26 protein-coding genes and 1 tRNA gene are annotated in these 25403 nt (G+C 73.1%); 15 read left to right on the top strand and 12 right to left on the bottom strand.

The genetic code is table 11. From position 1 onward, the window contains the following. Positions 1-6: 6 nt before the first annotated feature. Positions 7-1188 (bottom strand): ABC transporter substrate-binding protein, encoded by a 1182-nt coding sequence (locus PSED_RS02620; protein ID WP_013672714.1) that lies wholly within the window; start codon positions 1186-1188, stop codon positions 7-9. A gap of 211 nt (positions 1189-1399) precedes the next feature. Further along, positions 1400-2620, bottom strand: coding sequence for a beta-ketoacyl-[acyl-carrier-protein] synthase family protein (locus tag PSED_RS02615; protein ID WP_013672713.1), 1221 nt, complete (start codon positions 2618-2620; stop codon positions 1400-1402). Positions 2621-2813: 193 nt separating this feature from the next. Here PSED_RS02615 and PSED_RS02610 point away from each other — a divergent pair, with 193 nt between their 5' ends. After that, the gene (locus PSED_RS02610) at positions 2814-3470 is read left to right on the top strand and encodes a TetR/AcrR family transcriptional regulator (RefSeq protein ID WP_013672712.1); all 657 of its coding nucleotides are present in this window, start codon (positions 2814-2816) and stop codon (positions 3468-3470) included. Positions 3471-3542: 72 nt separating this feature from the next. Here the strand turns inward: PSED_RS02610 and PSED_RS02605 are convergent, their stop codons facing one another. The 5 genes from PSED_RS02605 to PSED_RS02585 all read right to left on the bottom strand — a co-directional run bounded on the left by PSED_RS02605 (position 3543) and on the right by PSED_RS02585 (position 7156). Next, positions 3543-4319, bottom strand: coding sequence for a PASTA domain-containing protein (locus PSED_RS02605; protein ID WP_049803283.1), 777 nt, complete (start codon positions 4317-4319; stop codon positions 3543-3545). 275 nt (positions 4320-4594) lie between these two features. Continuing rightward, positions 4595-5671 carry a phosphotransferase family protein gene (locus PSED_RS02600; RefSeq protein WP_013672710.1) on the bottom strand — a complete coding sequence of 359 codons (1077 nt, stop codon included), beginning with the start codon at positions 5669-5671 and terminating at the stop codon, positions 4595-4597. Then, complete coding sequence (locus PSED_RS02595; RefSeq protein WP_013672709.1) at positions 5668-6111, bottom strand: hotdog family protein; 444 nt, start codon at positions 6109-6111, stop codon at positions 5668-5670. The genes PSED_RS02600 and PSED_RS02595 overlap by 4 nt, the downstream gene beginning before the upstream one ends. Then, the gene (locus tag PSED_RS02590; protein ID WP_013672708.1) at positions 6108-6905 is read right to left on the bottom strand and encodes an enoyl-CoA hydratase/isomerase family protein; all 798 of its coding nucleotides are present in this window, start codon (positions 6903-6905) and stop codon (positions 6108-6110) included. The genes PSED_RS02595 and PSED_RS02590 overlap by 4 nt, the downstream gene beginning before the upstream one ends. Continuing rightward, positions 6902-7156 carry a biotin/lipoyl-binding carrier protein gene (locus PSED_RS02585; protein WP_013672707.1) on the bottom strand — a complete coding sequence of 85 codons (255 nt, stop codon included), beginning with the start codon at positions 7154-7156 and terminating at the stop codon, positions 6902-6904. The genes PSED_RS02590 and PSED_RS02585 overlap by 4 nt, the downstream gene beginning before the upstream one ends. A 70-nt stretch (positions 7157-7226) precedes the next feature. On the opposite strand from PSED_RS02585, the gene PSED_RS02580 reads away from it, so the two are divergent. Together PSED_RS02580 and PSED_RS02575 are read left to right on the top strand one after the other, a co-directional pair. Beyond that, complete coding sequence (locus tag PSED_RS02580; RefSeq protein WP_013672706.1) at positions 7227-7601, top strand: nuclear transport factor 2 family protein; 375 nt, start codon at positions 7227-7229, stop codon at positions 7599-7601. Between the two features lie 23 nt (positions 7602-7624). Beyond that, a complete protein-coding gene (locus PSED_RS02575) occupies positions 7625-8539 on the top strand; it encodes an SDR family oxidoreductase (protein ID WP_013672705.1) in 915 nt (304 codons plus the stop codon). 103 nt (positions 8540-8642) lie between these two features. Here PSED_RS02575 and PSED_RS02570 read toward each other — a convergent pair whose 3' ends face one another. After that, on the bottom strand, positions 8643-10289 hold the full coding sequence (locus PSED_RS02570) for an AMP-binding protein (RefSeq protein WP_013672704.1): 1647 nt from the start codon (positions 10287-10289) through the stop codon (positions 8643-8645). A 357-nt stretch (positions 10290-10646) separates the two neighbouring features. Between PSED_RS02570 and PSED_RS02565 the strand changes: the two genes are divergently transcribed. The 3 genes from PSED_RS02565 to PSED_RS02555 all read left to right on the top strand — a co-directional run bounded on the left by PSED_RS02565 (position 10647) and on the right by PSED_RS02555 (position 13720). After that, complete coding sequence (locus PSED_RS02565) at positions 10647-11711, top strand: IS110 family RNA-guided transposase (protein WP_013672703.1); 1065 nt, start codon at positions 10647-10649, stop codon at positions 11709-11711. A gap of 14 nt (positions 11712-11725) precedes the next feature. Further along, positions 11726-12478 (top strand): ArsR family transcriptional regulator, encoded by a 753-nt coding sequence (locus tag PSED_RS02560; protein ID WP_013672702.1) that lies wholly within the window; start codon positions 11726-11728, stop codon positions 12476-12478. A 108-nt stretch (positions 12479-12586) separates the two neighbouring features. Further along, positions 12587-13720 carry a hypothetical protein gene (locus PSED_RS02555; protein ID WP_013672701.1) on the top strand — a complete coding sequence of 378 codons (1134 nt, stop codon included), beginning with the start codon at positions 12587-12589 and terminating at the stop codon, positions 13718-13720. Positions 13721-13946: 226 nt separating this feature from the next. On the opposite strand, the gene PSED_RS02550 is transcribed toward PSED_RS02555, so the two are convergent. Beyond that, positions 13947-15026: a helix-turn-helix domain-containing protein gene (locus PSED_RS02550; RefSeq protein ID WP_013672700.1), complete on the bottom strand. Its 1080-nt coding sequence runs from the start codon at positions 15024-15026 to the stop codon at positions 13947-13949. Between the two features lie 97 nt (positions 15027-15123). Here PSED_RS02550 and PSED_RS02545 point away from each other — a divergent pair, with 97 nt between their 5' ends. The 3 genes from PSED_RS02545 (at position 15124) to PSED_RS02535 (ending at position 17726) form a co-directional block, all read left to right on the top strand. Continuing rightward, on the top strand, positions 15124-16314 hold the full coding sequence (locus PSED_RS02545; RefSeq protein WP_013672699.1) for a cytochrome P450: 1191 nt from the start codon (positions 15124-15126) through the stop codon (positions 16312-16314). A 182-nt stretch (positions 16315-16496) separates the two neighbouring features. After that, complete coding sequence (locus PSED_RS02540; RefSeq protein ID WP_013672698.1) at positions 16497-17489, top strand: quinone oxidoreductase family protein; 993 nt, start codon at positions 16497-16499, stop codon at positions 17487-17489. A gap of 164 nt (positions 17490-17653) precedes the next feature. After that, a tRNA-Gly gene (locus PSED_RS02535) sits at positions 17654-17726 on the top strand. Between the two features lie 38 nt (positions 17727-17764). On the opposite strand, the gene PSED_RS02530 is transcribed toward PSED_RS02535, so the two are convergent. Continuing rightward, the gene (locus PSED_RS02530; RefSeq protein ID WP_233899281.1) at positions 17765-18055 is read right to left on the bottom strand and encodes a PEP-utilizing enzyme; all 291 of its coding nucleotides are present in this window, start codon (positions 18053-18055) and stop codon (positions 17765-17767) included. 51 nt (positions 18056-18106) lie between these two features. Here PSED_RS02530 and PSED_RS02525 point away from each other — a divergent pair, with 51 nt between their 5' ends. Then, positions 18107-18526 (top strand): hypothetical protein, encoded by a 420-nt coding sequence (locus PSED_RS02525; protein ID WP_049803282.1) that lies wholly within the window; start codon positions 18107-18109, stop codon positions 18524-18526. Positions 18527-18559: 33 nt separating this feature from the next. Here the strand turns inward: PSED_RS02525 and PSED_RS02520 are convergent, their stop codons facing one another. After that, a complete protein-coding gene (locus tag PSED_RS02520; protein WP_013672697.1) occupies positions 18560-20287 on the bottom strand; it encodes a sigma-54-dependent Fis family transcriptional regulator in 1728 nt (575 codons plus the stop codon). 185 nt (positions 20288-20472) lie between these two features. Between PSED_RS02520 and PSED_RS02515 the strand changes: the two genes are divergently transcribed. From PSED_RS02515 to PSED_RS02495, 5 genes are all read left to right on the top strand, one after another. After that, positions 20473-21381: an alpha/beta hydrolase gene (locus tag PSED_RS02515; protein ID WP_013672696.1), complete on the top strand. Its 909-nt coding sequence runs from the start codon at positions 20473-20475 to the stop codon at positions 21379-21381. Positions 21382-21459: 78 nt separating this feature from the next. Beyond that, positions 21460-23070 (top strand): flavin-containing monooxygenase, encoded by a 1611-nt coding sequence (locus PSED_RS02510; RefSeq protein ID WP_013672695.1) that lies wholly within the window; start codon positions 21460-21462, stop codon positions 23068-23070. Positions 23071-23137: 67 nt separating this feature from the next. Beyond that, on the top strand, positions 23138-23287 hold the full coding sequence (locus PSED_RS02505; RefSeq protein ID WP_158511284.1) for a hypothetical protein: 150 nt from the start codon (positions 23138-23140) through the stop codon (positions 23285-23287). Positions 23288-23364: 77 nt separating this feature from the next. Continuing rightward, the gene (locus PSED_RS02500) at positions 23365-23991 is read left to right on the top strand and encodes a VOC family protein (RefSeq protein ID WP_013672693.1); all 627 of its coding nucleotides are present in this window, start codon (positions 23365-23367) and stop codon (positions 23989-23991) included. 44 nt (positions 23992-24035) lie between these two features. After that, positions 24036-24428: a nuclear transport factor 2 family protein gene (locus tag PSED_RS02495; protein ID WP_013672692.1), complete on the top strand. Its 393-nt coding sequence runs from the start codon at positions 24036-24038 to the stop codon at positions 24426-24428. 6 nt (positions 24429-24434) lie between these two features. Here PSED_RS02495 and PSED_RS02490 read toward each other — a convergent pair whose 3' ends face one another. Then, positions 24435-25325 (bottom strand): CPBP family intramembrane glutamic endopeptidase, encoded by an 891-nt coding sequence (locus PSED_RS02490; protein WP_013672691.1) that lies wholly within the window; start codon positions 25323-25325, stop codon positions 24435-24437. Between the last annotated feature and the right edge of the window lie 78 nt (positions 25326-25403).

Genomic DNA, 25403 nt, shown 5'->3' with positions numbered 1-25403 from the left:
AACGGGTCAGCTGATGCCGAACGTGACGACCTTGCCGCCGGTCGGCGAGAGGATCCCGGCGCCCATCGGGCTGGTGTTGGCGCCCGTGGGGTCGAACGACACCTGGACGACGCCGTCGTAGGACGCTCCGCGCAGGGCCGCGGCGACCTTGTCGACGTCGTCGGTCGTGCCGGCCTTCTCCATGGCCTGGGCGAGCATCGCGATGTAGTCGTAGTGCGTGAACGGGAACCAGGTCACCTTCGCCGGGTCGACCTTGTACTCGGCGGCGTAGCGGTCGATGAAGGCCTTCACCTTGTCGGTGCTGGGGAAGGCGGGGTCGGCACCCAGGACGAGCCACGCGTAGTTGTCGATCTTGTCCGCGCGCTGCTGCCCCGGCAGGGCCGAGATGCCGCGGGTGATGAAGTTCTTGGTCAGGCCGGCGTCGAGCGCCGCGTCCATGATCGCGGCGGCGCGGCCGTCGCCGTTGTAGCCGATGAACAGGCCGTCGACACTGCCCCGCGGGATCTGGTTGACGACGGCGGCGAAGTCGGTCGAGGCCGGGTCGAAGAAGATCTTCTGCGTGACCTCGACACCGTTCTGCGCGAACGCCGGGACGTAGGAGTCGGCGAGGGTGCGGCCGGTGTCGTCGTTGTTCATCAGCATCGCGATGCGCTTGATGTCGGGCAGCGCCTTGGTGACGGCCGGGATGTACCCGTTGTTGACCATCTTGTCGTCGGAGGCCGAGAGCTTGAAGAACGGCTTGTCGGGCTTGACGTAGTTCTGCATCGACGTGGTCACGGACAGCGCCATGACGTTCCCGGTGCGCTCGGCGGCGGTGACCATCGGGGGGATCGCGGGCGACATGTCGCCGCCGATCAGGTAGTGCGCGCCGAAGCCCGTGATGAGGTCCTGCGCGTTGCGCGCCATGTTGTCGGGGTTGCTCGCCATGTCGGCGGACTTCAGCTCGAAGGTGCACTTCTTGCCGGCGACGGTGAAGCCCCGGGCGTTGATGTCCTTGACCGCCATGTCGATCGAGTTCTGGCCGTCGATTCCGAACGCGGCCGCGGCACCGGTGGTGCTGAAGACCGAACCGAGCTTGACGACGCAGTCGCCCCCGCTCGCCGACCCTCCGTCGCTGCCGCCGCAGGCGGACAGGACCAGGGCCCCGGCCAGGGTGACGCCGACCGCGGCGACACGGGTGGGACGCATTGCAGACTCCTTCGTCCGAGGGGGTCCCGCATGCGATTCCGGTCGGTCGGTGTCACGACCCGGGCGTCGATGCGGTTCACGCTGGGAGGATGCAAACAGATGTTGAAGTCGACGTCAAGTCCGAGTTATGCCGCGGGGCCGCACCGCCCACGCCCACGCCGGACCGCCCCGGCCTGCGGTGACGTCGCCCGGGGTCACAACAGGGCTGCGCTCAGTCGCGGCTGACGACGAGCGAGCTGTTCTGGCCGCCGAAACCGAACGCGTTCACCTGGACGATCCCGATGTCGGCCTTCGCGGGCTCGCCGACGACGACCCGGAACAGCGGGCCGTCCTCGACCTCGGCCGTCCCGCCCACCGGCGGCAGGGCCCCGGCCTCCATCGCCTGGAGCCCGACCAGGACGCCCATCGCCGCCGAGGCGGCCCCGGTGTGCCCGACACTGCCCTTGATCGACGTCACGAGCAGCGAGTCGCCGCGGTCGCCGAACACCTCGTTGATCGCGGCGATCTCGACCGTGTCGCCCTTCGGGGTGCTGGTGGCGTGGGCGACGATCGCGTCGACCGCGTCTGACCCGATCCCCGCGTCGGAGTGGGCCCGGCGGATGGCCTCGGCCTCCCAGCGCCCGCTCGGGTCGGGCGAGGACGGGTGATGACCGTCGGAGAGCGAGGCGTAGCCCCGGACCATCCCGTGGATGTGGGCTCCCCGCGCGACGGCCCGGTCGAGCCGTTCCAGCACGAGCACCGCGGCACCCTCGCCCTCGACGATGCCGGTGCGCCGCCGGTCGAACGGGAGCATCGCCATCGTCGGGTCGGGGGTGCCCTGCGACATCCCGTACGACGTCTGGGCGTGGTAGAGGATCTCGCAGAGGCCGTGCTCGGTGCCACCGGCGATCATGACGTCGGCCCGGCCCGCCTCGATCATCTGCGCGGCGGTGCCGATCGCGTCGTTGGCCGACGCGCAGGCAGACGACACCGTCAGCAGCGGGCCGTGCAGCTTCCACCGCAGCGCGAGCTGGCCCGCGGCCATGTTGGGCCAGGCCTTGATGTTGAGCTTGCGATGGATGGCTTGCGGCCCCTCGAGATCGAGCGCACGCTGGGCCTCGGCGAGCGACTGGACCCCCGACATCGTCGTCCCGAGGACGACGCCGGTCCGGAGCGGGTCGAGCTCGGCACCGTGGTCGGCGACGGCCTGCGCCGCCGCCGCGATGGCGTACTGGGCGAAGACGTCGGTGCCGTCGACGACGCGGTCGTCCATCCAGGCCGTCGGGTCGAAGTCGGGGATCGTCGAGACCCAGGCGTAGCGGCCCGAGTCCGGATCGGCCCACGGGGCCTGCACGATCCGGACGCGTCCGGCCTGCATCGCGGCGGTGAAGTCGTCCGCGCTCTGACCGAGCGGAGAGACGATCCCGACCCCGGTGATGGCGACCTGCTCCATGCCGAACCTCTTCCGCCGAGCCATGCCTCGAGCCAACTCCGACGAATCCGACCTTGCATGAACTCGACGTCGAAGTCAATATCGGTGGCAGCCGCGCAGCCCGCCCGTCGACGGGGGCCGGAGATACGATCACGCGGCCCGTGCGGGGCCACACGCCCCGCAACGGCCGACGTCGGGGGAGAGGTGCCAGCCAATGACCGAGACGGCCGAGACCGCGGCGGCCGATGCCGGAGCGCCGCCTGCCAGGAGAGCGGTGCCTGCGACGGCCCGCGGCCGTCGCAGCCGCCAGGCGCTGTTGGACGCCGCCCGCATCGTGTTCGCCCGCGACGGGTTCACCGCCGCCCGGATCACCGACATCGCCGACCAGGCCGGCGCCGCGCACGGCAGCTTCTACACCTACTTCAAGTCCAAGGACGAGATCTTCCTCGCGCTCATCGAGGAACTCGAGGAGGACCTGCGCGTCAGCGGCCGCGGGGAGAGCGCGGCGAGCGACGACGCCTACGCGCGGATCCTGCGCGCCAACACCGAGTACCTCACGGCCTACTACGACAACCGCGGGATCATGGTCGTCTGGGAGCAGGCGGCGACGCTGAACCCCGAGGTCGCCGAGCTGCGCAGCCAGGCCTCCGACCGGGCCGTCGCCCGGGTGGTGCGCGCGATCGAGCGGATGCAGGCCGCGGGTGAGGTCTCCCCCGCGATCGACGCCCGCTACGCCGCCACCGCGCTGACCGGGATGATCAGCAACTTCGCCTACCGCTGGTGCCTGCGCGACGAGGACTTCGAGCTCGACCGGGCCGCCCAGCAGCTGAGCCTGCTGTGGGCCAACGCGCTGGGCATCCCGACGCCCTGACCGCCGACGGCCCCTGGCAGCCCGCCCGCGCACCCGCCCCGCCGGCGTGCCCGGGCGCTGCCCGGCGTCCCGCTACTTCGCCTGACCCGTCACCGTGATCTTCTGGACCGCCAGCTTCGGCACCGTCATCGACCCGCCCATCGTCGTCTCGTAGGTGTAGGACCCGAGCACGGTCACCTCGGCCGTGAACAGGTCCTTGTTCACCAGGTCGCCCAGCGTCGCCGCCGTGTCCGCGGTCAGGACCGTGTTCGTGTCGTAGTCCGCGTACCCGTAGCTGACCTTGTGCGCCACCCCGTCGACGTTCGCCCGGAACCCCGTCGGCCCGGTGGCCGAGTCGAACTGGGTGACCTGCCCGTAGACGACGACGGACTCGCCGCTGTGCGCGTCCGGGCTCCGCGCGATCAGTGCCCACTCCCGCGCGGTGATCGCCTTCGCCGGAGCGGGTGGGGGCTTGACCGTCGTCGTCACCGGCGCGCGGGTGGGCGCGGGGACGCTCACGGACAGTGCGATCGAGGTGTCGCGCGGCGCGGTCGTCAGCGCGGCGGGGTTCTGCAGCAGCACGGTCCGCTGCCACAGCTCGCCCGTGAACGACGTCGAGACGTTGCGGAACCCGGCGGAGTTCAGCGCCGCGACCGCCTGGTCGGCGCGCATGCCGACGACGTTCGGCACCGTGGCCGACGTGCGCGGCGCGTCCGGTCCGCCCGCGGCCGGGCCCCCGGCGGTCGTCACGACGACGATCGTGGCCGCGATCGCGGCGAGGACGACGCCGATGACGAGGAACGGCAGCCACGCGCGGCTCCTTCTCGGCGCCGGGGGCGGGGCCATCTGCGGCGGCATCGGCAGCTGCATCGGTGGTGGTGTGGGAGCACCGCCGAACCACACCGGAGGGGCCTGCCCCGGGATCGGCACCGTGGTCGGCGGCCCGCCCGGGGGGACGGCCTGTTGACCGGGATCGACGGACATGACCGCTCCAGGTGAGGTCGGTGGGGAGACGACCTCCGTCGTTCGCGCCGGATCAGCGGGGCGTTACGCCCGCCGAGGCCGGATCGGCACGACGGACGCGAACACCGCGATCTGCCCCGGTCCCGGTGCGGGTCCGGCACGGCGGATCCTCGCGGCCCACCTCAGCCGGCGGCTCCCGCGAGGATCGACGTCGCGCGGCGGACCAGTGGGGGGATCAGCTCGCCGCGCTCTGCCATCCGCGGGTCGGTGCTCTCCCCGCGCAACCAGCGGCTGTGCAGCTGCTGGAGCACGACGATCGTCTTCCACGCGGCGAAGGCCTCGTACCAGGCGCTGTCGCCGACGTCGTGACCTGTGCGCTCGGCGTAGCGGTCGACGATCTCGCGGCGCGTCGGGAGTCCGATCGCCTCCAGACCGGGTGGGGTGACCGCGCGGGCGTCCGGCGGGTCCGAGGGATCGGGCCAGTAGTTGAGCAGGATGCCGAGATCGACCATCGGGTCGCCCAGCGTCGCCATGTCCCAGTCGAAGACGGACACGACCGTGTCGGGCTCACCCGCCGCGAACTGGCAGTTGTCGACCTTGAAGTCGTTGTGCAGGACCGCGGTCCGCGACGAGGTCGGCATCGTCGACGTCAGGTGCTCGCCGATGCCGTCGATGCGGCCGGCGAGCGCGCCCGCGTCGCCACCGACGCGTTCCCATCGTCGTCGCCACCCGGCGACCTGGCGCTCCAGGAAGCCGTCGGGCTTGCCGAGGCCGTCGAGACCGCACGCCGCCGGATCGACGAGATGCAGGTCGGCCAGTGCGTCGACGACCGCGAACCCGATCCGCCGGGCTGCGTCGGGCTGGTCCGCCATCGACGACGGCACCGCCCCCCAGACGACGACACCCGGCCGGTACTCGACGACGAGGAAGTCCGAGCCGATGACGGCATGGTCGTCGCAGAACGCCAGCGCGCGTGGCGCCCGCGGGAACGCCCGCCACAACGACGCGAGCGTCGTGTGCTCCCGGCGCATGTCGTGCGCGCCCGGTGCGATCTCGCCGAAGGGCGGCCGCCGGACGACCAGCCGCCTCTCGCCGACCGTGACCCGGTAGGTCAGGTTGGCCGAGCCGTTGGGGAACTGCTCGACCGCGAACGGCCCCGCCAGCCCCTCGACGTTCCCGCGCAGGTAGCGCTCCAGCGCGGCCCAGTCGAGCTCCTCGCCCGGCCGGACGGCCGCGACCTCTGCGGGCTCCTCGTTCACCGCGCTGCCTCCTGCGTCGTCGGGTCGAAGTGGAAGCGCGCCAACAACCGCGCGCCGCAGGCGAGCTCGGTGGTGTCGGCGCGCTCGACGGCGACGGCCACCGCGACCTGGACCGCGCCTGCGCGTCCGGGCGTGGCGTCGTCGATCCGGGCGTGCAGCCGCACCCGCGTGCCGACGGGAACCGGGTCGCCGAACCGGACGTCGTCGAGGCCGTAGTTGACACCCGTCGACGCGCCGGGGACCGCGAAGAGCTCGGTGAGCGACGCGGCGGCGTAGGAGAGGACGAGCGTGCCGGGAACGCCGCCGTCCCAGGCACGGTCGCCGGTGACGCGGGCGAACGTCCGGACCCGGTCGGGGTCGATCCGGATCCAACCGCCGGCACCGAGGTCACGGCCCACCGCGGCGACGAGCTCGTCGGCCGTCGCGAAGACCCGGGTCACCGGCCCTCGAAGCGCGGCCGCCGCTTCTCGACGAACGCCGCCACGCCCTCGGCGACGTCGGCGCTGCCGTTGACGACGTCGACGGCGAACTCGGCGTCCCCCAGCGCGTGGTCGAACGACGTGCCCGCCGCCCGCAGCATCAGCTTCTTCGCGACCCGCACGGCCAGCGGCGCCCTGGCCGCCAGCGCCGCGGCGAGCGCGGCGGTGTGCTCGCGCAGCGTCTCGTCGGGCACGACCTCACCGACCAGGCCCAGCTCGCGGGCACGTTCGGCGTCGTAGATCTCACCGAGCAGGGTCATCCGCAGCGCGGCCTCCATGCCCATGGCGCGCGGGAACAGCCACGCACCGCCCTCGTCGGGCAGCAGCCCGACGCGCCCGCTCGTGTCGCCGAGCCGGGCGCTCGCCCCGGCCACGCGCAGGTCGCACAGCAGCGCGAGGGTGAGCCCGCCCGCGACGGCGACGCCGTTGACCATCGCGATCGTCGGCTTGTCGAGGCCGTGCAGCAGGCGCCCGACGCGGTGCATCCCCTCGCGCATCACCATGGCGTGGCCCAGCTGGCGGCGGTGCGCCTCCTCGACCTCGTCGGTGTTGCGGACGTCGCCGCCCGCGCAGAACGCCCGGCCCTCGCCGGTGATCACCAGCACGCGGGTGTCGTCGTCGGCCTGGTAGCCGGCCAGCACGTCGACGATCTCGTCGCACATGACGGTCGTGTAGGCGTTCAGCGCCTCGGGGCGGGCGAGGGTCAGCCAGCCGACCCGGTCGACGGTCTCGTAGCGGATCGTGCGGTAGCTCATCGAGAGCTCTCCTCGGGCTCGCCGGCGTCGACGACCGCGATGAGGTCACCGCTCTGCACGACGTCGCCCACCGCGACGGCGACCGACACGACAGTGCCCCCGGTCTCGCTCACCACCGGTATCTCCATCTTCATCGACTCGAGGAGCACGATGGCCTGCCCGCCGGCGACGCGCACGCCCGCGGTCGCGCTGACCTCGAGAACGGAGGCGACGAGCTCGGCCCGGACCTCCTCACGGATCGTCGCGGTCACGAGTGGTCCTCCACGGGCCGGAGGCTACGCACTAATTGATTTCGACGTCAAGTTCGGTTAGCGTCCGCTCGTGACCACGACGTCCGAACCGGCCGCCGCGCGCGCCGCAGACACGTTCTTCACCGCTGCCGCGGCCGGCGACTGGGACGGCATGCGCGCCGCAGTCGCCGAGGGCGCGGTGTTCTGGCAGAACGTCGACGGCGGCGAACGCGACGTCGAACAGGTCATCCGCTACACCGGAAAGCTGCGGCGCACCGGCGGGTTCTCCTACGCCGACGTGCGGCGGCTCGTCGCACCCGACGGTTTCTGCGAGCAGCACACCGTCCGGTTCCACGACGCCGCCGGCACGACGACCGCGGAGTACGCGGTCTGCGTCGTGGGCCGCGTCGACGAGACAGGCCTGATCACCCGGCTCGACGAGTACCTCGACGGGTCGCCCCGCTGACACCCCCTCTCGGAAGGCACGCCATGGGAGACCTCTGCGCAGGCAGGACCGTTCTTGTCACCGGCGCGGGCCGCGGCATCGGCCGCGCGCACGCGGTGGAGTTCGCCCGGCAGGGCGCGCGCGTCGTCGTCAACGACCCGGGTGTGGAGGTCGACGGAACGGGCGGCTCCCCCGAGCCCGCCGACGCCGTCGTCGCCGAGATCCGCGCGGCGGGCGGCTCGGCTGTCGCGTCGTATTCCGACGCGGCCTCCACCGACGGTGCCGACGCCGCGGTCGCGACCGCGCTGCGCGAGTTCGGCGGACTGGACGTGCTCGTCAACAACGCGGGCATCCTGCGCGACCGGATGCTGGTCAACACCGCCGACGAGGAATGGGACGAGGTCCTGCGCGTCCACCTGCGCAGCGTCTTCGCGTGCACGCGGGCGGCGGCCCGGCACTGGCGGGAGCGGTCGAAGGCCGGCGACCCCGTCGACGCGCGCGTGATCAGCACGTCGTCGCCGTCCGGGCTCTACGGCAACGTCGGCCAGACCGGCTACGGCGCGGCCAAGGCCGGGATCGCCGCGCTGACCGTCATCGCCGCGACCGAGCTGCAGCGCTACGGCGTCACCGTCAACGCGATCGCGCCCGGTGCGCGCACCCGGATGACCGAGAACCTCGCGGTGCTCGACGGGGTCACCGGGCCCGGCTCCGACTTCGACGAGATGGCACCCGAGAACGTGGCCCCGCTCGTCGTCTGGCTCGGCTCGACTCAGTCGGCCGGGATCACCGGCCGGGTGTTCAACGTCTGGGGCGGGCGGATCAGCGTCGCCGAGGGCTGGAGCGCCGGACCGTCGGCCGACAAGGGCGCCCGCTGGGACGCCGAGGAACTGGGCGAGGTCGTGCCGGACCTGGTGGCGCAGGCAGCGAAGAACGCCGACATGTGGGGCAATCGCCCGTGATGCCGCAGATTCTGTGCGCCGACGCGAACCTGACCTGCCTCATGCCGGCGGAGCGGGCCGCGACGTTCTGAAAGCTCGCGAGTGGCGATAGTCGCTCCGGCGACTATTGCCACTCACGGAGTTCGCCGGACGCCACCCGGTCGCGGAGCACGAACTTCTGGATCTTCCCCGAGGGCGTGCGCGGGAAGGTGTCGACGAAGTACCACAGCTTCGGCGTCTTGAACGGCGCCAACCTGCTGCGGCAGAACGTGAACAGCTCGTCGGGGGTGGGCGGGTCGGTCGGGTCGGCCGACTGGACGACCGCGCCGACCTGCTCCCCCCACTTCGGGTCCGGGATCCCGATGATCGCGACCTCGGCGACCTTCTCGTGCTCGAGCAGCAGCTCCTCGACCTCGAGGGGATGGATGTTCTCGCCGCCGCGGATCACGAGGTCCTTGAGCCGTCCCGCGATCCGCAGGTACCCGCGCTCGTCCATGGTCCCGACGTCGCCGCTGTGCAGCCAGCCGTCGGCGTCGATCGTCGCGCCCGTCGCGTCGGACATGTTCCAGTAGCCCATCATGTTCTGGTAGCCGCGGGCGCAGATCTCGCCCTCGGCACCGACCGCGACCGGCGCGCCCGAGGGGTCGGCGATCTTGACCTCGACGTGCGGCATCGGCCGCCCGAGCGTCTCGGCCTGGTCGTCGTCGGAGTCGGTGGGGAAGGTCTGGGTCAGCACGCCGTGCATCTCGGCCTGCCCGAACAGGATCGAGAAGTCGCAGCCCCAGGTGGACTTGGTGCGCCGCACCAGGTCGGCCGGGACCTTCGCGCCGCCGCACATGACCGTGCGCAGGGCCGACACGTCCCGCGCCGGCCGGTCGGGATGGTCGAGCAGACCGAGCAGGATCGTCGGCACGGTGAGGATCAGCGCGCCCCGCTCGGTCTCCATCAGCTCCAGCACCAGTGCCGGGTCGAACTGCGGGACCACGACGTGCACGCCGCGCCGGGCCAGCGTGCCGATGCTCGCGAGCACCCCGCCACCGGTGTGGAACAGGGGGATCGGGTTGATCCAGGCGTCGCCGTCGCGGAAGCCGGCACGCTCGGCGGAGAGCCGCGAGGCGTTGACGACGCCGAGGTTGTGCAGCAGGGCGCCCTTGGCGAATCCCGTCGTCCCGGAGGTGTAGATGATCAGGTTCGGGTCGTCGGGCGAGACGTCGGGCAGCGGCGTCGAACGATCGCCGCTCGCGACGAACGCGTCCCAGTCGGCGAAGCAGATCGTCTCGCGCAGGTCGGGCAGCTCGTCGCGGACGCTCTCGACGATGCCGGTCATCGAGACCCCGCGGTGCTCGGTGCCGTGCACGATCCCGACGCTGCCGGACTGGCCCAGCGCGTAGCGCAGCTCCTCGGTGCGGTACTGCGGATTGATCGTGACGACGACGATGCCCGCGAGCGCAGCGCCCATCTGCAGCAGCACCCACTCGGCGCGGTTGGACTCCCAGACCGCGACGCGCTCCCCGGGCCGGAAGCGGGCCAGCAGCGCGGCGGCGACAGACTCGGCCGCGTCGAGCATCTCGGCGTAGGTCCAGCGACGGCGCTGCGCGGGGTCGGCCGGCCCGTCGACCAGCCCGATCCGGTCGGGCACCTCGGTGGCGACGCGGCGCAGCAGCGCGCCGACCGTCGTCACATCGAGATCGACGTCCGTGGTGGCGGGCCAGTAGGAGGCCGCAGGCAGTGCCACGGCGGGCTCCGAGATCGACTGGTCCGAGATCGACATCCGCGTCGTCCTCCGCTCGACTGGGGGGCGGCTCGACGCTATTGATATCTGACCTCGACGTCAAGTTCGAAAATGGAGACGTCATTTCGCCGGTCGACGAACCGTCACCGGCCTACGGTCGAGTCAGTGTCAGGGTGGGATTGCCGCTGTTGCGGTGGTTGGGATCCTGGCCGGTGGTGATCTGGCTCCTACGGTCGGTGCCGCCCCTGTGTGGGGTTGGAGTGCATGCGTTGTGCCGATCACCGCTGGTCAGGGCCGACCGGCGTGACTTGATAGGAGCGTGGCCGCGCCCCCACTGAGACGTGTCCGCCGGCCGGCCCAGCCGTCCCTCCGAGATGAGAAGAGGTGACGCCACCCATGGTGGTGCTGGGAGTCGACGTCCACAAGGACACCCACACGACGGTCGCGGTCGACGAGATCGGCCGCGAGATCGGGCAGAAGACCGTACCCGCCCGCGATCGCGGCCATGCCGCCTTGGTGCGCTGGGCCCGGGCACACCACCCGGGCGGGCGGATGTGGGCGATCGAGGACTGCCGCCACGTCTCGACCCGGCTGGAACGGGCGCTGCTGTCCGCGGGTGAGCGGGTGGTGCGGGTCCCGCCCAAGCTGATGGCCGGAGCCCGGGCCGCTGCCCGCACCCGGGGCAAGTCCGACCCGATCGACGCGCTGGCCATCGCCCGCGCCGCGCTGCGCGAGCCCGACCTGCCCGCCGCCGAGCACGACCGGACCTCGCGGGAGTTGAAGCTGCTGGTCGACCATCGTGAGGACCTCGTCGCCGAGCGGACCCGGATGCAGAACCGGGTGCGCTGGCACCTGCACGAGCTCGACCCCGACCTCGACATTCCCTCCCGCGGCCTGGACCGGCTGCGCGTGCTGGACCGGTTGCTGGCCTGGCTGGGCCAGCACCCTCCGGCGCCGCAGTCGCAGATGGTGGCGCGGATCGCCGCCGAGCTGCTGGCCGACATCCGCGCGGTCACGGTGCGGGTCAACGCGCTGGAGCGGGAGCTGTCACGGCTGGTCGAGCAGGTCGCGCCGCAGCTGCAGGCCGTGCCCGGGGTGGCCGGACTGACCGCGGCAAAAATCATTGGTGAGGTGGCGAACATGTCCCGGTTTCGGTCCGAGGCCTGTTTCGCCATGCACGCCGGCGTGGCGCCGATACCGGCATCGTCGGGGCGCACGAACCGTCACCGCCTCGCCCGCGCCGGGAACCGGCAGCTCAACGCTGCGCTACACCGGATCGCGGTCACCCAGGCCCGCCTGCCCGACATTCCCAGCCGCACCTACTACCAGCGACGGCTCGAGATGGGGAACACGAAGATGGAAGCCCTGCGCGCCCTCAAACGACGCCTCGCCCGCGTCGTGTTCAACCTCCTGCACACCACCACAAGCACAACGACCGGTCCCCAACCGGTCGCCGCTTGACATAGGAGCAACGCATGACCGACCAGGGCGAGGCCGATCTCTCGGTCATCGGTGCCGCACTGTCCGACCGTGGCCGCTGCCGCATGCTGATGGCGCTCGACGACGGCCGGGCGTTACCGGCGAGCATGCTCGCCGCGGAGGCCGGCGTCAGCGCCGCGACCGCCAGTGCGCACCTGAAGCACCTGCGCGCGGCCGGGCTGCTGGAGGTTGTCGCGTCGGGCCGCTACCGCTACTACCGGCTCGCGGGCGACGAGGTCGGGCGGCTGCTCGAGCAGCTCGCCCGGCTCTCGCCCGCACAACCGATCCGGTCGCTGCGCGAGGGGACCCGCGCGCACGCCATGCGACTGGCCCGGTGCTGCTACGACCACGTCGCCGGACGGCTCGGCGTCGCGCTCACCGACGCGCTGCGCGACCGTGGCCACCTCGTCGAGGAGCCCGGGCTCGACGTGCCGCGCCCACGCGGCCGGTTCCCCGACGACGCCACCTACCTGCTCACCCCGGGCGGCCGCGAGGCGTTGACGGCCATCGGCGTCGCGGTCCCCGAGGCCGTCGGCGTCCGCTGCTGCACCGACTGGACCGAGCAGCGCCACCACGTCGCGGGACCGCTCGGGCGGGCGCTGCTCGACACCCTCGTCGACCGCGGCTGGGTGCGCCGCACGCCGCGTTCGCGGGCACTGCGTCCCACCGACGACGGCCGGGCCGCCCTCCGGGAGCACTTCGGGGTGCCGTGGCCGCCACCGGTGGGGGTGCGCCGGCTCCCGGCCTGACCCCCGTGCGCCGCGCGGCCCGGTGACCAGGGGCCGTGATCCCGCTACCGTTCCCTGGTCCACCGGCTCCCGGTCGCCGGTGGCGCCGCGAGGTGGCCGGAGGACCCGATGACGCGCACCGAGCCCGCGCCCGCTGCGGCAGACGCGCGCCCGCAGCCGGCCGGACCGATGCACTCACCGGTCCCCCGTGCCGACGGTGCCCGCTGGGTCGCGCTGCTCGCCGTCTCGTTCGGGGTGACGGTCGTCGTGACCCGGCTGTACCTGAGTCTCTCGGGCTGGCCGCAGATCGGCGGCGACGTATACCACCTGGCCCACGCGCTGTGGGGCGGGCTGCTGCTGATCGTCGGCGGCGTCCTCACGCTGCTGTGGGGCAACCGCTGGGTGCAGCCCCTGACGGCGGTCCTCGTCGGCGCGGGCTCCGGGCTGTTCGTCGACGAGGTCGGCAAGTTCATCACCCAGCGCAACGACTACTTCACCCCGCTCGCCGCGCCGATCATCTATCTCGTCTTCCTGGGGGTGCTCGCGGTCGCGGTGCTCGCCCGCCGTGCCCACCTGACGAACGGGCGCACCCTCGCCTACAGCGTGACCGTCGCGCTCAAGGCGGTCGCCGACGGCCCGCTGCGTCCCGCGGCCCGCCGGGAACTGTTGCGCGACATCGACGCGCTCGCGGCCGACACCTCACGTCCGGATCTGGCCGACCTCGCCACGCGGGTTCGGCCGGTCGTCGAGAACGCGCCCGTCGTCGCTGCGCCGCAGCGCATGCATCGGGTGCTCGGCGTGCTGACACGGATCGAGCGCGCCGTGCTCCCACGCTGGCTGCACCGGGTCGTGCTGATCCTCGGATCGGTGCTGATCGGGCTGCTCTCGCTGGTCGGCCTGGCCGTCTTCGTCGCGCTGGCCACCGGTGACCCGGACGCGACGATCATCATCGACGACGAGACCGTCCCGCCCGGCAGCCGTCCGCCCGCGCTGGTCATCGCCTCGGCGGGCGAGACCGTGGTCGGGCTGATGCTCGTCGTCGCCGCGGGCGCGCTGCTCATCGGGCGCGACCGCTTCGGGCTGCGCGTCGGACGGCTGGGGCTGGTCCTCGGGCTCGCCGGGGTGAACGTCGTGCTCGGCTACATCGACGCCGACCTGGTCGTCGCCGTGGTCGTGCTGGAACTGGCCCTGCTGGGTCTCTACCACCGCTACCGGCTGCGGTTCCTCGAGAACCGGTCGATCACTGACGACCCGCCCGGCTAGCGTCCGCGCCGTGCCTCGGTACCAGCTCTACCTCTGACGACCGTCGTCGGCGAGAACGGGCGCGGCAGGTCGACGCTCCTGCAGGTCCTCGCCTGCACCCTCGCCCCCGACCGCCGAGGGCGGCCGGCGCGACAGCGAGGCCGCGGCGCCGGGAGCTGCTCGCGGACCTGCACGACGGGCCACGGCTCGACCTCGCGGCGGCGACCCGCCTGCCCACGGAGCGTTCCTAGCGGGCCGCGCCGATCGCATGGGCGGCACCCCAACCGTCCGCCCGGGCGACGACGCGGCCGCCCGCCAGCCGCACTCCGGCCTCGGTCATGTCCGACACCGAGGCCACCCCCGCCGCCGCGGCGAGCGCGCCGTCCTCGTCGAGGACGATCCGCAGCCCCGGCGGCAGCAACGTCGGGAAGATCGGGCGCAGCGCCGACGCGAGCTCGGTGACGACGAGCCGCGCGAGCATCCCGGCCTCGTGCCGGTCCGCGGTCACGACCGCCGCGGTGATCTCGGTACCGGGCGGTGCGGCGCGGACGACGTGTTCGAACGCCTCCAGCCGATGCAGCCCCAGCACGACCACGAGCCCGTCGCCGGAGAAGGTGACCTGGTTGCCGCGCAGGGCGTCGTCCACCACCGGGGGCTGCCACGGCTCGTCGACCGGGCGCGGCGCGGGGGCGTAGGCGGCGAACGCGGGCTCGGTCCAGGCGTCGTCCAGGTCGGCGTCGGCCAGATGCTCGCAGGCGCGGACGACGGTGAAGGGCTCGCCGAAGCCGGGCGCGGCGACGGCGAGCCGCGCCGCGCCCTGGAGCAGGGTCAGCGCGGTCTCGGCGACCCGGACCATCCGCCGGTCCTCGCGGCGCCGCAGCGTCTGTTCGAGCGCCAGCCCGACGACGATGGCATTCAGCGCCTGGAGCTGCGCGAACGGGGTGCGGAGCCGCTCGTCGGCGGCGATCTCCTGCTCGAGGCCCGAGGCGAGCCGGACGGGCCCGCGATGCTCGTCGACGGCCAGCGGCAGCCGCGCGAGCCGGCCGCGGGCGAGGGCGGCGAGCGCCTGTGCCGCCGTCGACGGCGCCCGGCCGGGTGGGCCGTCGGGCTCGGGAACGGCGGCGGCGTCGGAGGCGAGCACGGCGAGGTAGAGGGCCCGCTTGCTCGGGAAGTTGGAGTAGACCGCGCCGCGGGTCAGATCGGCGGCGGCCGCGATGGTGTCGACCTTGGCGTCGCGGAAGCCCTTGTCGCCGAACTCCTCGCGGGCAGCCTCGAGGACGCGGGCCCGGTTGCGTTGCTGCATCTCGGAGCGGGACAGCCGTGCCATGGTCCTCCACTCGCTTGCTCCCGATGTCGACCGACGATACCGTCAACATTCAGATGATGTGAACATCTGTAGTGAACATTCTAGAGGTGCTGCCGCCGTGACCGTCGTCGAGATCGACCTGTCCGATCCGGAGTCGTCGCGCGATCCGGCAGCCACCTACGGCGCGGCCCGCGAACGCTCGGCGGTCGCCCGGCTCGTCGCCCCCGGGATGCCGCCGATGTGGGCGGTCACCCGCTACGCGCCGGCCCGCGCCCTGTTCACCGACCCGCGCCTCGCCCTCGGCGAGGCGACGTTCGCCCTGCTCCCGACGCTCGTCGCGGCCGAGTACCTGCCCTACCTGCGCACGATGCAGCAGATGGAGGGCCCCGAGCACGCCCGGTTGCGGAGCGCCGTCTCGCCCGCGTTCACCCCGGCGAGGGCGGCGGCGTTCCGCCCACGGGCGGAGGCGATCGTCGACGCGGCGCTCGCGCGCGTGGCCGCCGGGCGCGTCGATCTCGTCGAGGTCGCGCGACCGCTCCCGATCGAGATCATCTGCGCCCTCGTCGGCGTGCCCGAGGACGAGCGGGCGCCCTGGCACGAGTTCGGTGCAGCGGTCGCCACCGGGCACGGCCCCGCGTTCGTCGAGGCCGTGCCACGGATCATCGAGGCCGCCCGCGCGGCCGTCGAGGCCGCTCGCGCCCGCCGCGGCGACGACGTCCTCTCGACGCTCGTCCGCACTCCCGACGGCCCCACGGACACCGAGCTGGTCACGCTCGTCTGGCAGCTGCTCCTCGCGGGGCAGGTCCCGGCCCTGCTCGTCCCCAACGCCGTGCACGCGCTGCTCACCCACCGCGGCTCGGCGGCCGCACTGCGCGCCGACCCCGCCCTGCTGCCCAACGCCGTCGAGGAGCTGATCCGCTGGTGCGGACCCCAGCTGCTGTCCCTGCCGCGGATCGCACAGGAGGACGTCGAGCTCGACGACGTCACGATCGGCAAGGGCGACATGGTGGCCGCGGCGCTCGTCGGCGCCAACCGCGATCCGCGGGTCTTCACCGACCCCGACGTCCTGCGCCTCGACCGGCCGAACGCGAACGCGCACCTCGGGTTCGCGCACGGTCCGCACTTCTGCCTGGGCGCGGGCCTCGCGCGGATGCAGACCGAGGTGACGCTGCGGGCGGTCCTGCGCCGCGCCCCGCGGCTGCCGGAACCCGACGAGGCCGCCCGCCGCCCCGACCCGGGAACGTGGCGGCTGACCTCGCTGCCCGTCCTGCTCGACGCCCCCCGGCCGGGTGCGCCGCGACTACGGTGAACCGCCCACCCTCGATCCGCGCCGGCGCGGGGCACCACCCTCGGGCCGGGAGCCCGGCCGATCCACCGAAGTCGGCGACGTCGGACGGGGCCCGGGTCGAGTCGCGGGGGGCGACGACATCTTCTTCGCCGTGGCCGCCGCCAGGTCGCGGCGAGCGGCGGCGAACCGGTACGAAGAAGTCCATGACCGCTCCCCCACAGTCCCGGCGCGCCGTGCAGTTCTCCCGCTTCGGACCCCCCGACGTGCTCGAGCTCGTCACCGAGCCGCTGCCCACCCCCGGGCCGGCCGACGTCGTCGTGGCCGTGGCCGCGGCCGGGGTCAACTTCGCCGACACCATGGTCCGGCGCGGCGAGTACCGCCGCGACCAGCAGCTCCCCGACGTGCCGGGGGTCGAGGCCGTCGGCACCGTGGTGTGGGCCGGGCCGGGGTCGGGGCACGTCGTCGGCACGACCGTCGCGGCGTTCCTGACCGAGGGCGGCGGGTACACCGACCACGCCGTCGTCGCGGGCCGGCGCGCCTACCCGGTGCCCGCCGACGTCGCGCCCGTCACCGTCGCCGCCGGGTTCCTGCAGGGCATCACCGCCTGGTACGCCGTCGACCGGCACGGCCGTACCCGCCCGGGCGAGACGGTCCTCGTCACGGGCGCGACCGGTGGCGTCGGCGGGCTCGCGGTGCAACTGGCCGCCGACCTCGGCGCCCGGGTGATCGGCACGGCCTCGACCCCGGCGAAGCGCGAGCGGGCCCGCGAGCTCGGTTGCGCGGGGGCCGTCGATCCCGCGGACCCCGACCTGCGTGGCACGCTGCGGGACCTGACCGACGGGCGCGGCGTCGACGTGGTGGTCGACATGGTGGGGGGCCCGGTGTTCGCGGCCGCCCTCGACGCGCTGGGGCACAACGGGCGCTACGTAGTCGTCGGCTCGTCGACCCAACAGCCCGCGGTCTTCGACGCCCGGCGGCTGATGCCGAGGGGGCAGACCGTCAGCGGGTTCATCCTGCGCCGGATCATCGACGCCGACCCCGCCGAGCCGGGCCGGGCGATCACCCACGTCCTCGACCGCGTCGCGGCCGGAGCGGTCCGCCTGCGGACCGAGACCTTCCCGCTGGCCGACGCCGCGCACGTGCACACGCTCCTCGAGGAGCGTCGGACCGTCGGGAAGATCTGCCTGGTCCCCTGATCCTGGGCGGCTCGCCCGGCTCGGGGTGCCGTGCCTGCTGCCGAGCGTGCTCATGTTCCTGCCCGCGGCGGCGTTCGCCCGGGTGGTGGCCCGGCGTCCGGCGACGGACGGCCGGACCACACCGGCGGTGGGGTAAGGTTCGGCTGCGGGCCGTGGCCCGCACTGCGGACGTAGCGCAGCTGGTAGCGCATCACCTTGCCAAGGTGAGGGTCGCGGGTTCGAATCCCGTCGTCCGCTCAGGCTCCCGCCGGGTCGAGCCCGTGGGCGCCCCGAGGTCACGCCTCGATGATCGTCACCGTCGCCGCGGTGCCGTCGACCTCGATCAACGCCCCGTCCGGGATGCGGCCCGTCGCGTCCGTCGCCGACACGACGCACGGGATGCCCAGCTCACGGCTGACGATCGCGGCGTGCGAGAACGGCGCTCCCACGTCGACGACGACGGCCGAGGCCGCGACGAACAGCGGCGTCCACGACGGATCGGTGATCGGCGCGACCAGGATGTCGCCCGGCTCGAGGGCCGACGGGTCGTTGGGGTCGGTCAGCACTCGGGCCCGGCCCCGCGTCACGCCCGTGCAGCCCGAGACGCCCTGGATGGTCTCCCCTGCGACAGCCGCCGTGTGCGACCGGGCGTCGCGACGCTTCCACTCCGAGAGCGGCGGCGCCTCCCCGACGACGCCGCGTCGTCGGAGGCGCCGCACGGCGGGGTCGCGGCACTGCTCCCCGCCGTCGGGGGCCTCACCCGGCTGCGGCCGCTGCGCGAGCTCGCGATCCGCCGGCTCGCCGCGCTGCAGCCGGCAGCCCGGCCCGCGACGCGTGTGCACTCCTGGGCGCACGCCCGCGTCACGTGGACCGACGGCGCCGTGTCCGAGGGCTGGCTGCGCGCGCAGGACGGCATGGACTTCACGGCGGCGGCCGCGGCGGCCGCCGCGCGGCACCTCGCCGCCGGGGACGCGCGGCCGGGTGCGTTCACACCCGCGGCGCTGTTCGGGCCGCGGCTCGCCGAGGAGGCGGGCGGGACCTTCCTCGACCTGGGGTGACGCCCGCGGACCGCGGCACCGGAGGCGAACCCCTCAGTCGATCCCGAACTCGCGGATCTTGCGGTACAGGGTGTTGCGGCCGATCCCGAGCGCCCTGGCCGCGCGGGTCCGGTTGCCCCCCGCGGCGCGCAGCGCCTCCACGACGGCGTCGCGCTCAGCCGACTCCATCCCGGTCAGCGTCCGCCGGGGTCCGCGCAGCTCGGGCGGCAGGTCGGCAAGCTCGACGACACCGCCGGCCGCCCGGCGCGCCATGGCGACGACCGTCGTCCGCAGCTCGGCGAGATTGCCGGGCCAGTGCCAGGCCATCAGCCGCTCCCACGCGGCCGGCGCGAACCGCGTCGTCGACTCCGGTTCCGACAGCTCCGCCAGCAGGTCCCTGACCAGCGCGGGGAGGTCGTCACGGCGCTGGGCCAGGGTCGGCAGCCGCACGGTCGTCGCGACCTGCCGGACCGCCCCGACGACGTCGTCGGATGCGGCGTCGAGATCGGCCGTGATCGCGAGCGGGCCGCCGAGGTCGGCGAGGGTGCGCAGCTGCGCGGCCGTCGGACCCGGTCGCTCGTGCACCCGGCGCACGACGACGCCGCGCCCGGCGGCGAGCGCGGTCCGCGCGGCGTCGAACCAGCCGTCGTCGGTCGCGGGCTCGACGACCAACGGATCGCCCGCGCCGCCGCGCCGCAGCACGTCCCGCGCCGTCCGGAGCTTGCCGGTACCCGGGTCACCCGTCAGCGCGGCGATCTCGCGGTGCCGCACGACCGCCGCGAGCTCGCGCTCCACCTCGGACCGGGCACCACGCTCGGGCCGGACGGGTGTGCGCTCCGGCGACGGGACGGCCGGCACCAGCCGCACGCTGTATGCGGGCCGTAGCCCCGGGATCGGTTCGACGAGTGCGTCGCGCGGGCCGTCGACCAGCGGGACCCGCATCCGGGTCGGCCGGCGCGGCCCGTGCTCGGCCAGGTACTGCCACAGCAGCGGATGCAGCTCGGGACCGGTGTGGGCGAGCCCGAGCCGGTTGGCCAGCACCGTCTCCTCGTCGACGACGAGCGCCGCGGCACCCGCCCGGTCGACGGCGAGGTACGCCTCGACGAGCCGTATGCGCCGCTCGCCGGCCTCCTCCAGGATGCGGCCCTCGATCTGACGCCCGATGTCCCCGGTCATCACCGACATCAGCGGGTGGACGTCGCGCGTCGCGCAGGTCAGGGAGAACGACCCGATCATCCGCCCGGTGAACGGCTCGACGATCGGTGTCCCCGCGCACGTGAGGTCCTCGAGCAGCGGGTTGTAGTGCTCCGGGCCGCGCACCAGCACCGGTCGGCGCTCGACGAGGACGGTGCCCAGCCCGTTCGTGCCGACCGAGGGCTCGGAGAAGTCGAAGCCCTCGGCCGCGCTCGCCCGGTCCATGACGTCGCGCTGTCGCCGGACGGCGACGTGCCGCAGCACGATGCGGCCGGTCGCGTCAGAGAGCACCATCGCGACCGGCACCTCCCCGAAGCTCTCCGCGAGCCGGTCGATGACGGGTTCGGCGGCCCGGCGCAGGACGGGCAGCACGTCGTGGGGCTCGCGGTAGTCGAGGTGGTCCGGCGCGACGGGGACCGCGTCGGCGATGCAGCGTCGCCAGCTGTTCTCGATCACGGGTGGGACGCCCGCGCGACCGGGCGGCTCCGCCAGGAGGCCGCCGTCGAGCAGCGCCAGCCGGCTGCGGCGGGTGCGCTCGAGTTCCGCCGACGACATCGCCGGCAGGTGCCTGACCTCGTTTCGACGCATCGTTGCCCCGTGGTCGGTCTCCGTCGGACGCCCCCGCGCGCCCGATCACCCCACGGTGCCTCACGAAGGGCCGCCGGGCCAACCGGAACCCTGCGCCTCCGACCGTTCCGAAACGGAACACCTCGGCCCCGACGCGCCGCGTCACAGTGAGCCGTGAGTCACACGAGCGCGAGGAGGACACCGCGATGACGACGACGACGTCGCTCCAGTCGGACGCGCTGCGGGAGCTGTACGCGGACTGGGCATCGATCATCGCGACGACACCCGGTCTCACGACGCGGCTGACCCGCAGCCTGTTCGACGAATGGCACCAGCCGACCCGCGAGCCGGAGGACGTCACCTACCGCGAGGAGACGATCGGCGGCGTCCCGGGCATCTGGACGCTGCCGACGGGCGCGGACACGTCGCGGGTGCTGCTGTACACCCACGGCGGCGGGTTCGTCGTCGGTTCGGCGGCGAGCCATCGCAAGCTGGCCGCGCACGTCGCGAAGCAGCTGGGGGTCACCGCGTTCGTGCTCGACTACCGGCGCGCACCCGAACATCCGCACCCGGCCCAGGTCGAGGACGGCGTCGCCGCCTTCACCGGCCTCGTCGAGCGTGGCGTCGACCCGGCCGCGGTCACGACGATCGGTGACTCGGCGGGCGGCAACCTGGCCGTCGCGATCCCGCTCGCGCTGCGCGAACGGGGCCGGCCGCTGCCGGGCGGGGTGATCGCCCTCTCCCCCTGGCTGGACATGGAGAACTCCGGCGAGACGCTCGTGACCAACGACGCCACCGACGCACTGATCTCCGTGCCGATCCTCGAGTCGATGATCGCCGCGGTGCTCGCCGAGGGCCGCATCGACCCGCGAACCCCGCTCGCCAACCCGCTGCACGCCGACTTCGCCGGCTTCCCGCGGCTCTACGTCGACGCGGGCGCGGCCGAGTCGCTGCTGGCCGACGCCACCCGGCTCGTCGAACGCGCGCGGGCCGCGGGCGTCGACGCCACCCTGTCGGTCGCCGACGGCATGCAGCACGTCTTCCCGTGCCTGGCGGGCAACGCGCCCGAGGCCGACGAGGAGATCGCCAGGATCGCGCGCTGGTACCGCGCCTGACCGGCCACCCCCGACGAACGCCGTCCCGATGAACGCCGTCCCGAGGACGCCGGCACGACAACGCGAGGAGAGAACGTCATGAGCACGAACCCCACACCGGACGTCGACGCCGTCGTCGTCGGTGCCGGTTTCGGCGGCATCTACATGGTCTACAAGCTCCGCGAGGAGCTCGGGCTCACGGTGCGCGCCTTCGAGAAGGGCGACGGCGTCGGCGGGACGTGGTACTTCAACAGGTACCCGGGAGCGAAGTCCGACACCGAGGGTTTCGTCTACCGCTACTCCTTCGACAAGGACCTGCTGCAGTCCTACGACTGGTCGACCCGATACCTCGACCAGCCCGACGTCCTCGCCTACCTGGAGCACGTCGTCGAGCGCCACGACCTCGGTCGCGACATCCGGCTCGGCACCGAGGTCACCGGCGCGACCTACGACGAGGACAGCGCGCTCTGGAACGTCACGACGAGCGGCGGCGACACCGTCACCTGCCGCTACCTGGTCAACGCGCTCGGGCTGCTGGCCCGGACCAACATCCCCGACATCCCGGGCCTCGACTCGTTCGCCGGCCGGCTGGTCCACACCAACGCCTGGCCCGACGACCTCGACCTCACCGGCAAGCGCGTCGGCGTCATCGGCACCGGCTCGACGGGGACGCAGTTCATCGTCGCCGCCGCGAAGATCGCCGGACATCTGACGGTCTTCCAGCGGACACCCCAGTACAGCGTGCCGTCGGGCAACGGGCCGGTCGACCCGGCGGAGGTCGCGCGCACCAAGGAGAACTTCGACGCGATCTGGGCGCAGGTCCGCACGTCTGTCGTCGCGTTCGGGTTCGAGGAGAGCACCGTCGAGGCGATGAGCGTCCCGGAGGAGGAACGGCGCCGCGTGTTCCAGGAGAACTGGGACAAGGGCAACGGCTTCCGGTTCATGTTCGGCACGTTCTGCGACATCGCGACGAACCCCGAGGCCAACGAGGCTGCCGCGGCGTTCATCCGCTCGAAGATCGCCGAGATCGTCGACGACCCGGAGACTGCCCGCAAGCTCACCCCCGACGACCTCTACGCCCGGCGACCGCTGTGCAACGAGGGCTACTACGAGACGTTCAACCGCGACAACGTCGAGCTCGTCTCGATCAAGGAGAACCCGATCGAGGCGGTCACCCCCGCCGGCGTCCGCACCGCCGACGGCGTGGAGCACACCCTCGACGTGCTCGTCCTCGCGACGGGATTCGACGCCGTGGACGGCAACTACCGGGCGATGGACCTGCGCGGCCGCGGCGGCCGGCACATCGACGAGCACTGGCAGGACGGGCCGACGAGCTACCTCGGGCTGTCGAAGGCGGGCTTCCCGAACATGTTCATGATCCTCGGCCCCAACGGCCCGTTCACCAACCTGCCGCCGAGCATCGAGTCGCAGGTCGACTGGATCGGCGAGCTCATCGCCACCGCCGAGCGCACCGGCGCACGTGCGGTCGAGCCGACGCCCGAGGCCGAGGCGGGGTGGACGGCGACCTGCGCGGAGATCGCGAACGCGACGCTGTTCCCCCGGGCCGACTCCTGGATCTTCGGCGCGAACATCCCGGGCAAGAAGAACTCCGTGATGTTCTACATGGCGGGCATCGGCGCCTACCGGCAGAAGCTCGGTGAGGTCGCCGACGCCGGGTACGAGGGCTTCGCCCTGGAGCCGGCGAGCTGAGCAGCCCGGCGCCGTGCCGACGGCACCCCGCCGCATGCCGGTGATGATCTCGGGGTACGAAGGACACGTGGGCATCGACAACAGTGACCTGCGGCTGTGGTGGCCCGACCTGCCGGCCACCACGGCCGACGCGGAGTTCGACGCGGCGGCGGAGGCCGACGCGACGGACGCCGCGCCGGTCGACGCGCTGATGGCGCCGGGAACCACCGCCTCCTGAGGGCGCTGCCCGGCCCGGCCCGAGATCGGTCAGGAATCGAGAAGCCGCGCCGCCCAGGTCCTCCCTACCGTTTTCTCATGACCTCCATCGACTCCGTCGTCATCGAGACCACCGACCCCGCCGCCACCCGCGCCTTCCTCACCGCACTCGGCCTCGACGGCCGGCTCGCGGTCCGCGGGTCCGACGCGCCCACCGACGGCTTCCGCGCGTGCACGCTCTCGCTCGTCGTCGGCCGGCCGAGCACCGTCGACGCCCTCGTCGCGAGCGCGGTCGCGGCGGGTGCGACCGTCGTCAAGCCGGTCGAGAAGACCTTCTGGGGCTACGGCGGCGTGGTCCGCGCACCGGACGGCACGATCTGGAAGATCGCGACCTCGAAGAAGAAGGACACCGGGCCCGCCACCCGGGAGGTCGACGAGATCGTCCTGCTGCTCGGCGTCACCGACGTCAAGGCCAGCAAGCGGTTCTACGTCGAGCACGGGCTGACGGTCGGGCGGAGCTTCGGCGGCAAGTACGTCGAGTTCTCGACGCCCGGCGCACCCGTGAAGCTCGCCCTCTACCCGCGCAAGGCGCTCGCGAAGGACGCCGGTGTCGACATGGCGGGCTCGGGATCGCACCGCATCGCCATCGCCGGTGACGGCGACGGCTTCACCGACCCCGACGGGTTCGTCTGGGAGTCTGCACCCGTCACCAGCAGCCCGAACTGACCCCGCCCCCCGGGAGGTGCGCCATCGACGTCACGACCGAGGACGTGCTGGCCGTCCACCAGCTCTACGGCCGGCAGAGCCACGCGATCGACTCCGGGCGGGCCGCCGACTGGGCGGCGACCTTCACCTCCGACGGGGAGTTCCGCTCCCCCAGCTATCCCGAGCCGTCGACGGGCACCGCCGAGCTCACGGCGTTCGCCGAGCGCTTCCACGCGGCCTGCGTCGAGTCCGGTGAGGCGCTGCACCACGTCATCAGCACGGTCGACGTCGCCGCCACCGGCCCCGACGCGCTGACCAGCACCGCGTACCTGCAGATCGTCGGCACCCCGCGGGGCGAGTCGTCGCGGCTGCTGCGCATCACCACGATCGTCGACGAGCTCGTCCGCACCCCGGGCGGCTGGCGGATCCGCCGCCGCGTCGTGCTGCGCGACGGGTGACCCGGCTCAGGTGACCGCGCGGTCGACGCGGTAGCTCAGCCGGCCCCGCGTCGCCGCGACGACCACGATCGCGACGATGCCGAACCCGACCAGCTCCGGGAGCAGGCCGTACTCGGTCAGCAACGGAGCCGGGAACATCGGCGCGACGATCTTGTTGGCGAAGGTGTTGAACGACGCGTGCATCAGCATCGTGATCAGCAGGCTGCCGCCCACGTTGTTGAACACCCACGACATGACGACGGTCAGCGCCGTGATCATCGCGACGAACATCAGCACGTTGCCGAGCGAGAGCGGCGTCCACACCCCGGTCCAGAACAGCGGGAAGTGCCACACCGCCCACACCACGCCCAGGACGACGCTGCCGACGAGCGGGCCGCGTGCCGCCTGCAGCCTGGGCAGCGCGAACCCGCGCCAGCCGGGCTCCTCACCGAGCGGGCCGCCGAGGACGAACGTCGACACGAAGGCCAGCGGGTAGCCGAGCGCCATCGCCGCGGTCACCGGCTGGTACGACGTCACGGCCCCGGGCAGCACGACGGCCCCGACGATCTCGCTCGCCGGAATGACCAGCAGCACGAACACGTACCAGCGGAACTTCACGCGCCACTGCAGGTAGCGGCGCAGCAGCCGCCTCGGCCCCTCCGGGCCCTCGGCGACGCGGGCCATCACGAACGCCGCCATCGTCGGGCCGGTGAACGTCGCGGCGGCGATGAGGAGGGCGTCGGCGATCGGCGGGAGGTCGTACGGCAGCGCGCCCGTGCCGGTCCGGGACAGCACGACGGGCAGCTCCACCACCCACGACCCGGCGAAGGCGAGCACGAAGAACGACACGAGCGGATGGCGGGCCAGGACACCGTCGCCTGCGCCGCCCGGCCGCGCGGCCACCCCCGAGGTCGTCATGCGAGGAGCTCCCCTGACCCCGGAAACCGCACGTCGTCGCGGTGACGACTCGCTGTCCGGGAGCTGCAGAGTAGGGAT

Origin of the sequence: Pseudonocardia benzenivorans CB1190 (assembly GCF_000196675.2) — a bacterium.
GTDB classification, from domain to species: Bacteria; Actinomycetota; Actinomycetes; order Mycobacteriales; family Pseudonocardiaceae; genus Pseudonocardia; species Pseudonocardia benzenivorans.
Note: the sequence above shows the minus strand (reverse complement) of the source record. Positions and strands in the feature narration are given on the sequence as shown.

What these genes read in the sequence shown, in the direction of transcription:
- PSED_RS02620 (WP_013672714.1), bottom strand. Translation starts at nt 1,188, where the DNA reads ATGCGTCCCACCCGTGTCGCCGCGGTCGGCGTCACCCTGGCCGGGGCC.
- PSED_RS02615 (WP_013672713.1), bottom strand. Translation starts at nt 2,620, where the DNA reads ATGGAGCAGGTCGCCATCACCGGGGTCGGGATCGTCTCTCCGCTCGGT.
- PSED_RS02610 (WP_013672712.1), top strand. Translation starts at nt 2,814, where the DNA reads ATGACCGAGACGGCCGAGACCGCGGCGGCCGATGCCGGAGCGCCGCCT.
- PSED_RS02605 (WP_049803283.1), bottom strand. Translation starts at nt 4,319, where the DNA reads ATGCAGCTGCCGATGCCGCCGCAGATGGCCCCGCCCCCGGCGCCGAGA.
- PSED_RS02590 (WP_013672708.1), bottom strand. Translation starts at nt 6,905, where the DNA reads ATGAGCTACCGCACGATCCGCTACGAGACCGTCGACCGGGTCGGCTGG.
- PSED_RS02575 (WP_013672705.1), top strand. Translation starts at nt 7,625, where the DNA reads ATGGGAGACCTCTGCGCAGGCAGGACCGTTCTTGTCACCGGCGCGGGC.
- PSED_RS02570 (WP_013672704.1), bottom strand. Translation starts at nt 10,289, where the DNA reads ATGTCGATCTCGGACCAGTCGATCTCGGAGCCCGCCGTGGCACTGCCT.
- PSED_RS02565 (WP_013672703.1), top strand. Translation starts at nt 10,647, where the DNA reads ATGGTGGTGCTGGGAGTCGACGTCCACAAGGACACCCACACGACGGTC.
- PSED_RS02560 (WP_013672702.1), top strand. Translation starts at nt 11,726, where the DNA reads ATGACCGACCAGGGCGAGGCCGATCTCTCGGTCATCGGTGCCGCACTG.
- PSED_RS02555 (WP_013672701.1), top strand. Translation starts at nt 12,587, where the DNA reads ATGACGCGCACCGAGCCCGCGCCCGCTGCGGCAGACGCGCGCCCGCAG.
- PSED_RS02550 (WP_013672700.1), bottom strand. Translation starts at nt 15,026, where the DNA reads ATGGCACGGCTGTCCCGCTCCGAGATGCAGCAACGCAACCGGGCCCGC.
- PSED_RS02540 (WP_013672698.1), top strand. Translation starts at nt 16,497, where the DNA reads ATGACCGCTCCCCCACAGTCCCGGCGCGCCGTGCAGTTCTCCCGCTTC.
- PSED_RS02520 (WP_013672697.1), bottom strand. Translation starts at nt 20,287, where the DNA reads ATGCGTCGAAACGAGGTCAGGCACCTGCCGGCGATGTCGTCGGCGGAA.
- PSED_RS02515 (WP_013672696.1), top strand. Translation starts at nt 20,473, where the DNA reads ATGACGACGACGACGTCGCTCCAGTCGGACGCGCTGCGGGAGCTGTAC.
- PSED_RS02510 (WP_013672695.1), top strand. Translation starts at nt 21,460, where the DNA reads ATGAGCACGAACCCCACACCGGACGTCGACGCCGTCGTCGTCGGTGCC.
- PSED_RS02500 (WP_013672693.1), top strand. Translation starts at nt 23,365, where the DNA reads ATGACCTCCATCGACTCCGTCGTCATCGAGACCACCGACCCCGCCGCC.
- PSED_RS02490 (WP_013672691.1), bottom strand. Translation starts at nt 25,325, where the DNA reads ATGACGACCTCGGGGGTGGCCGCGCGGCCGGGCGGCGCAGGCGACGGT.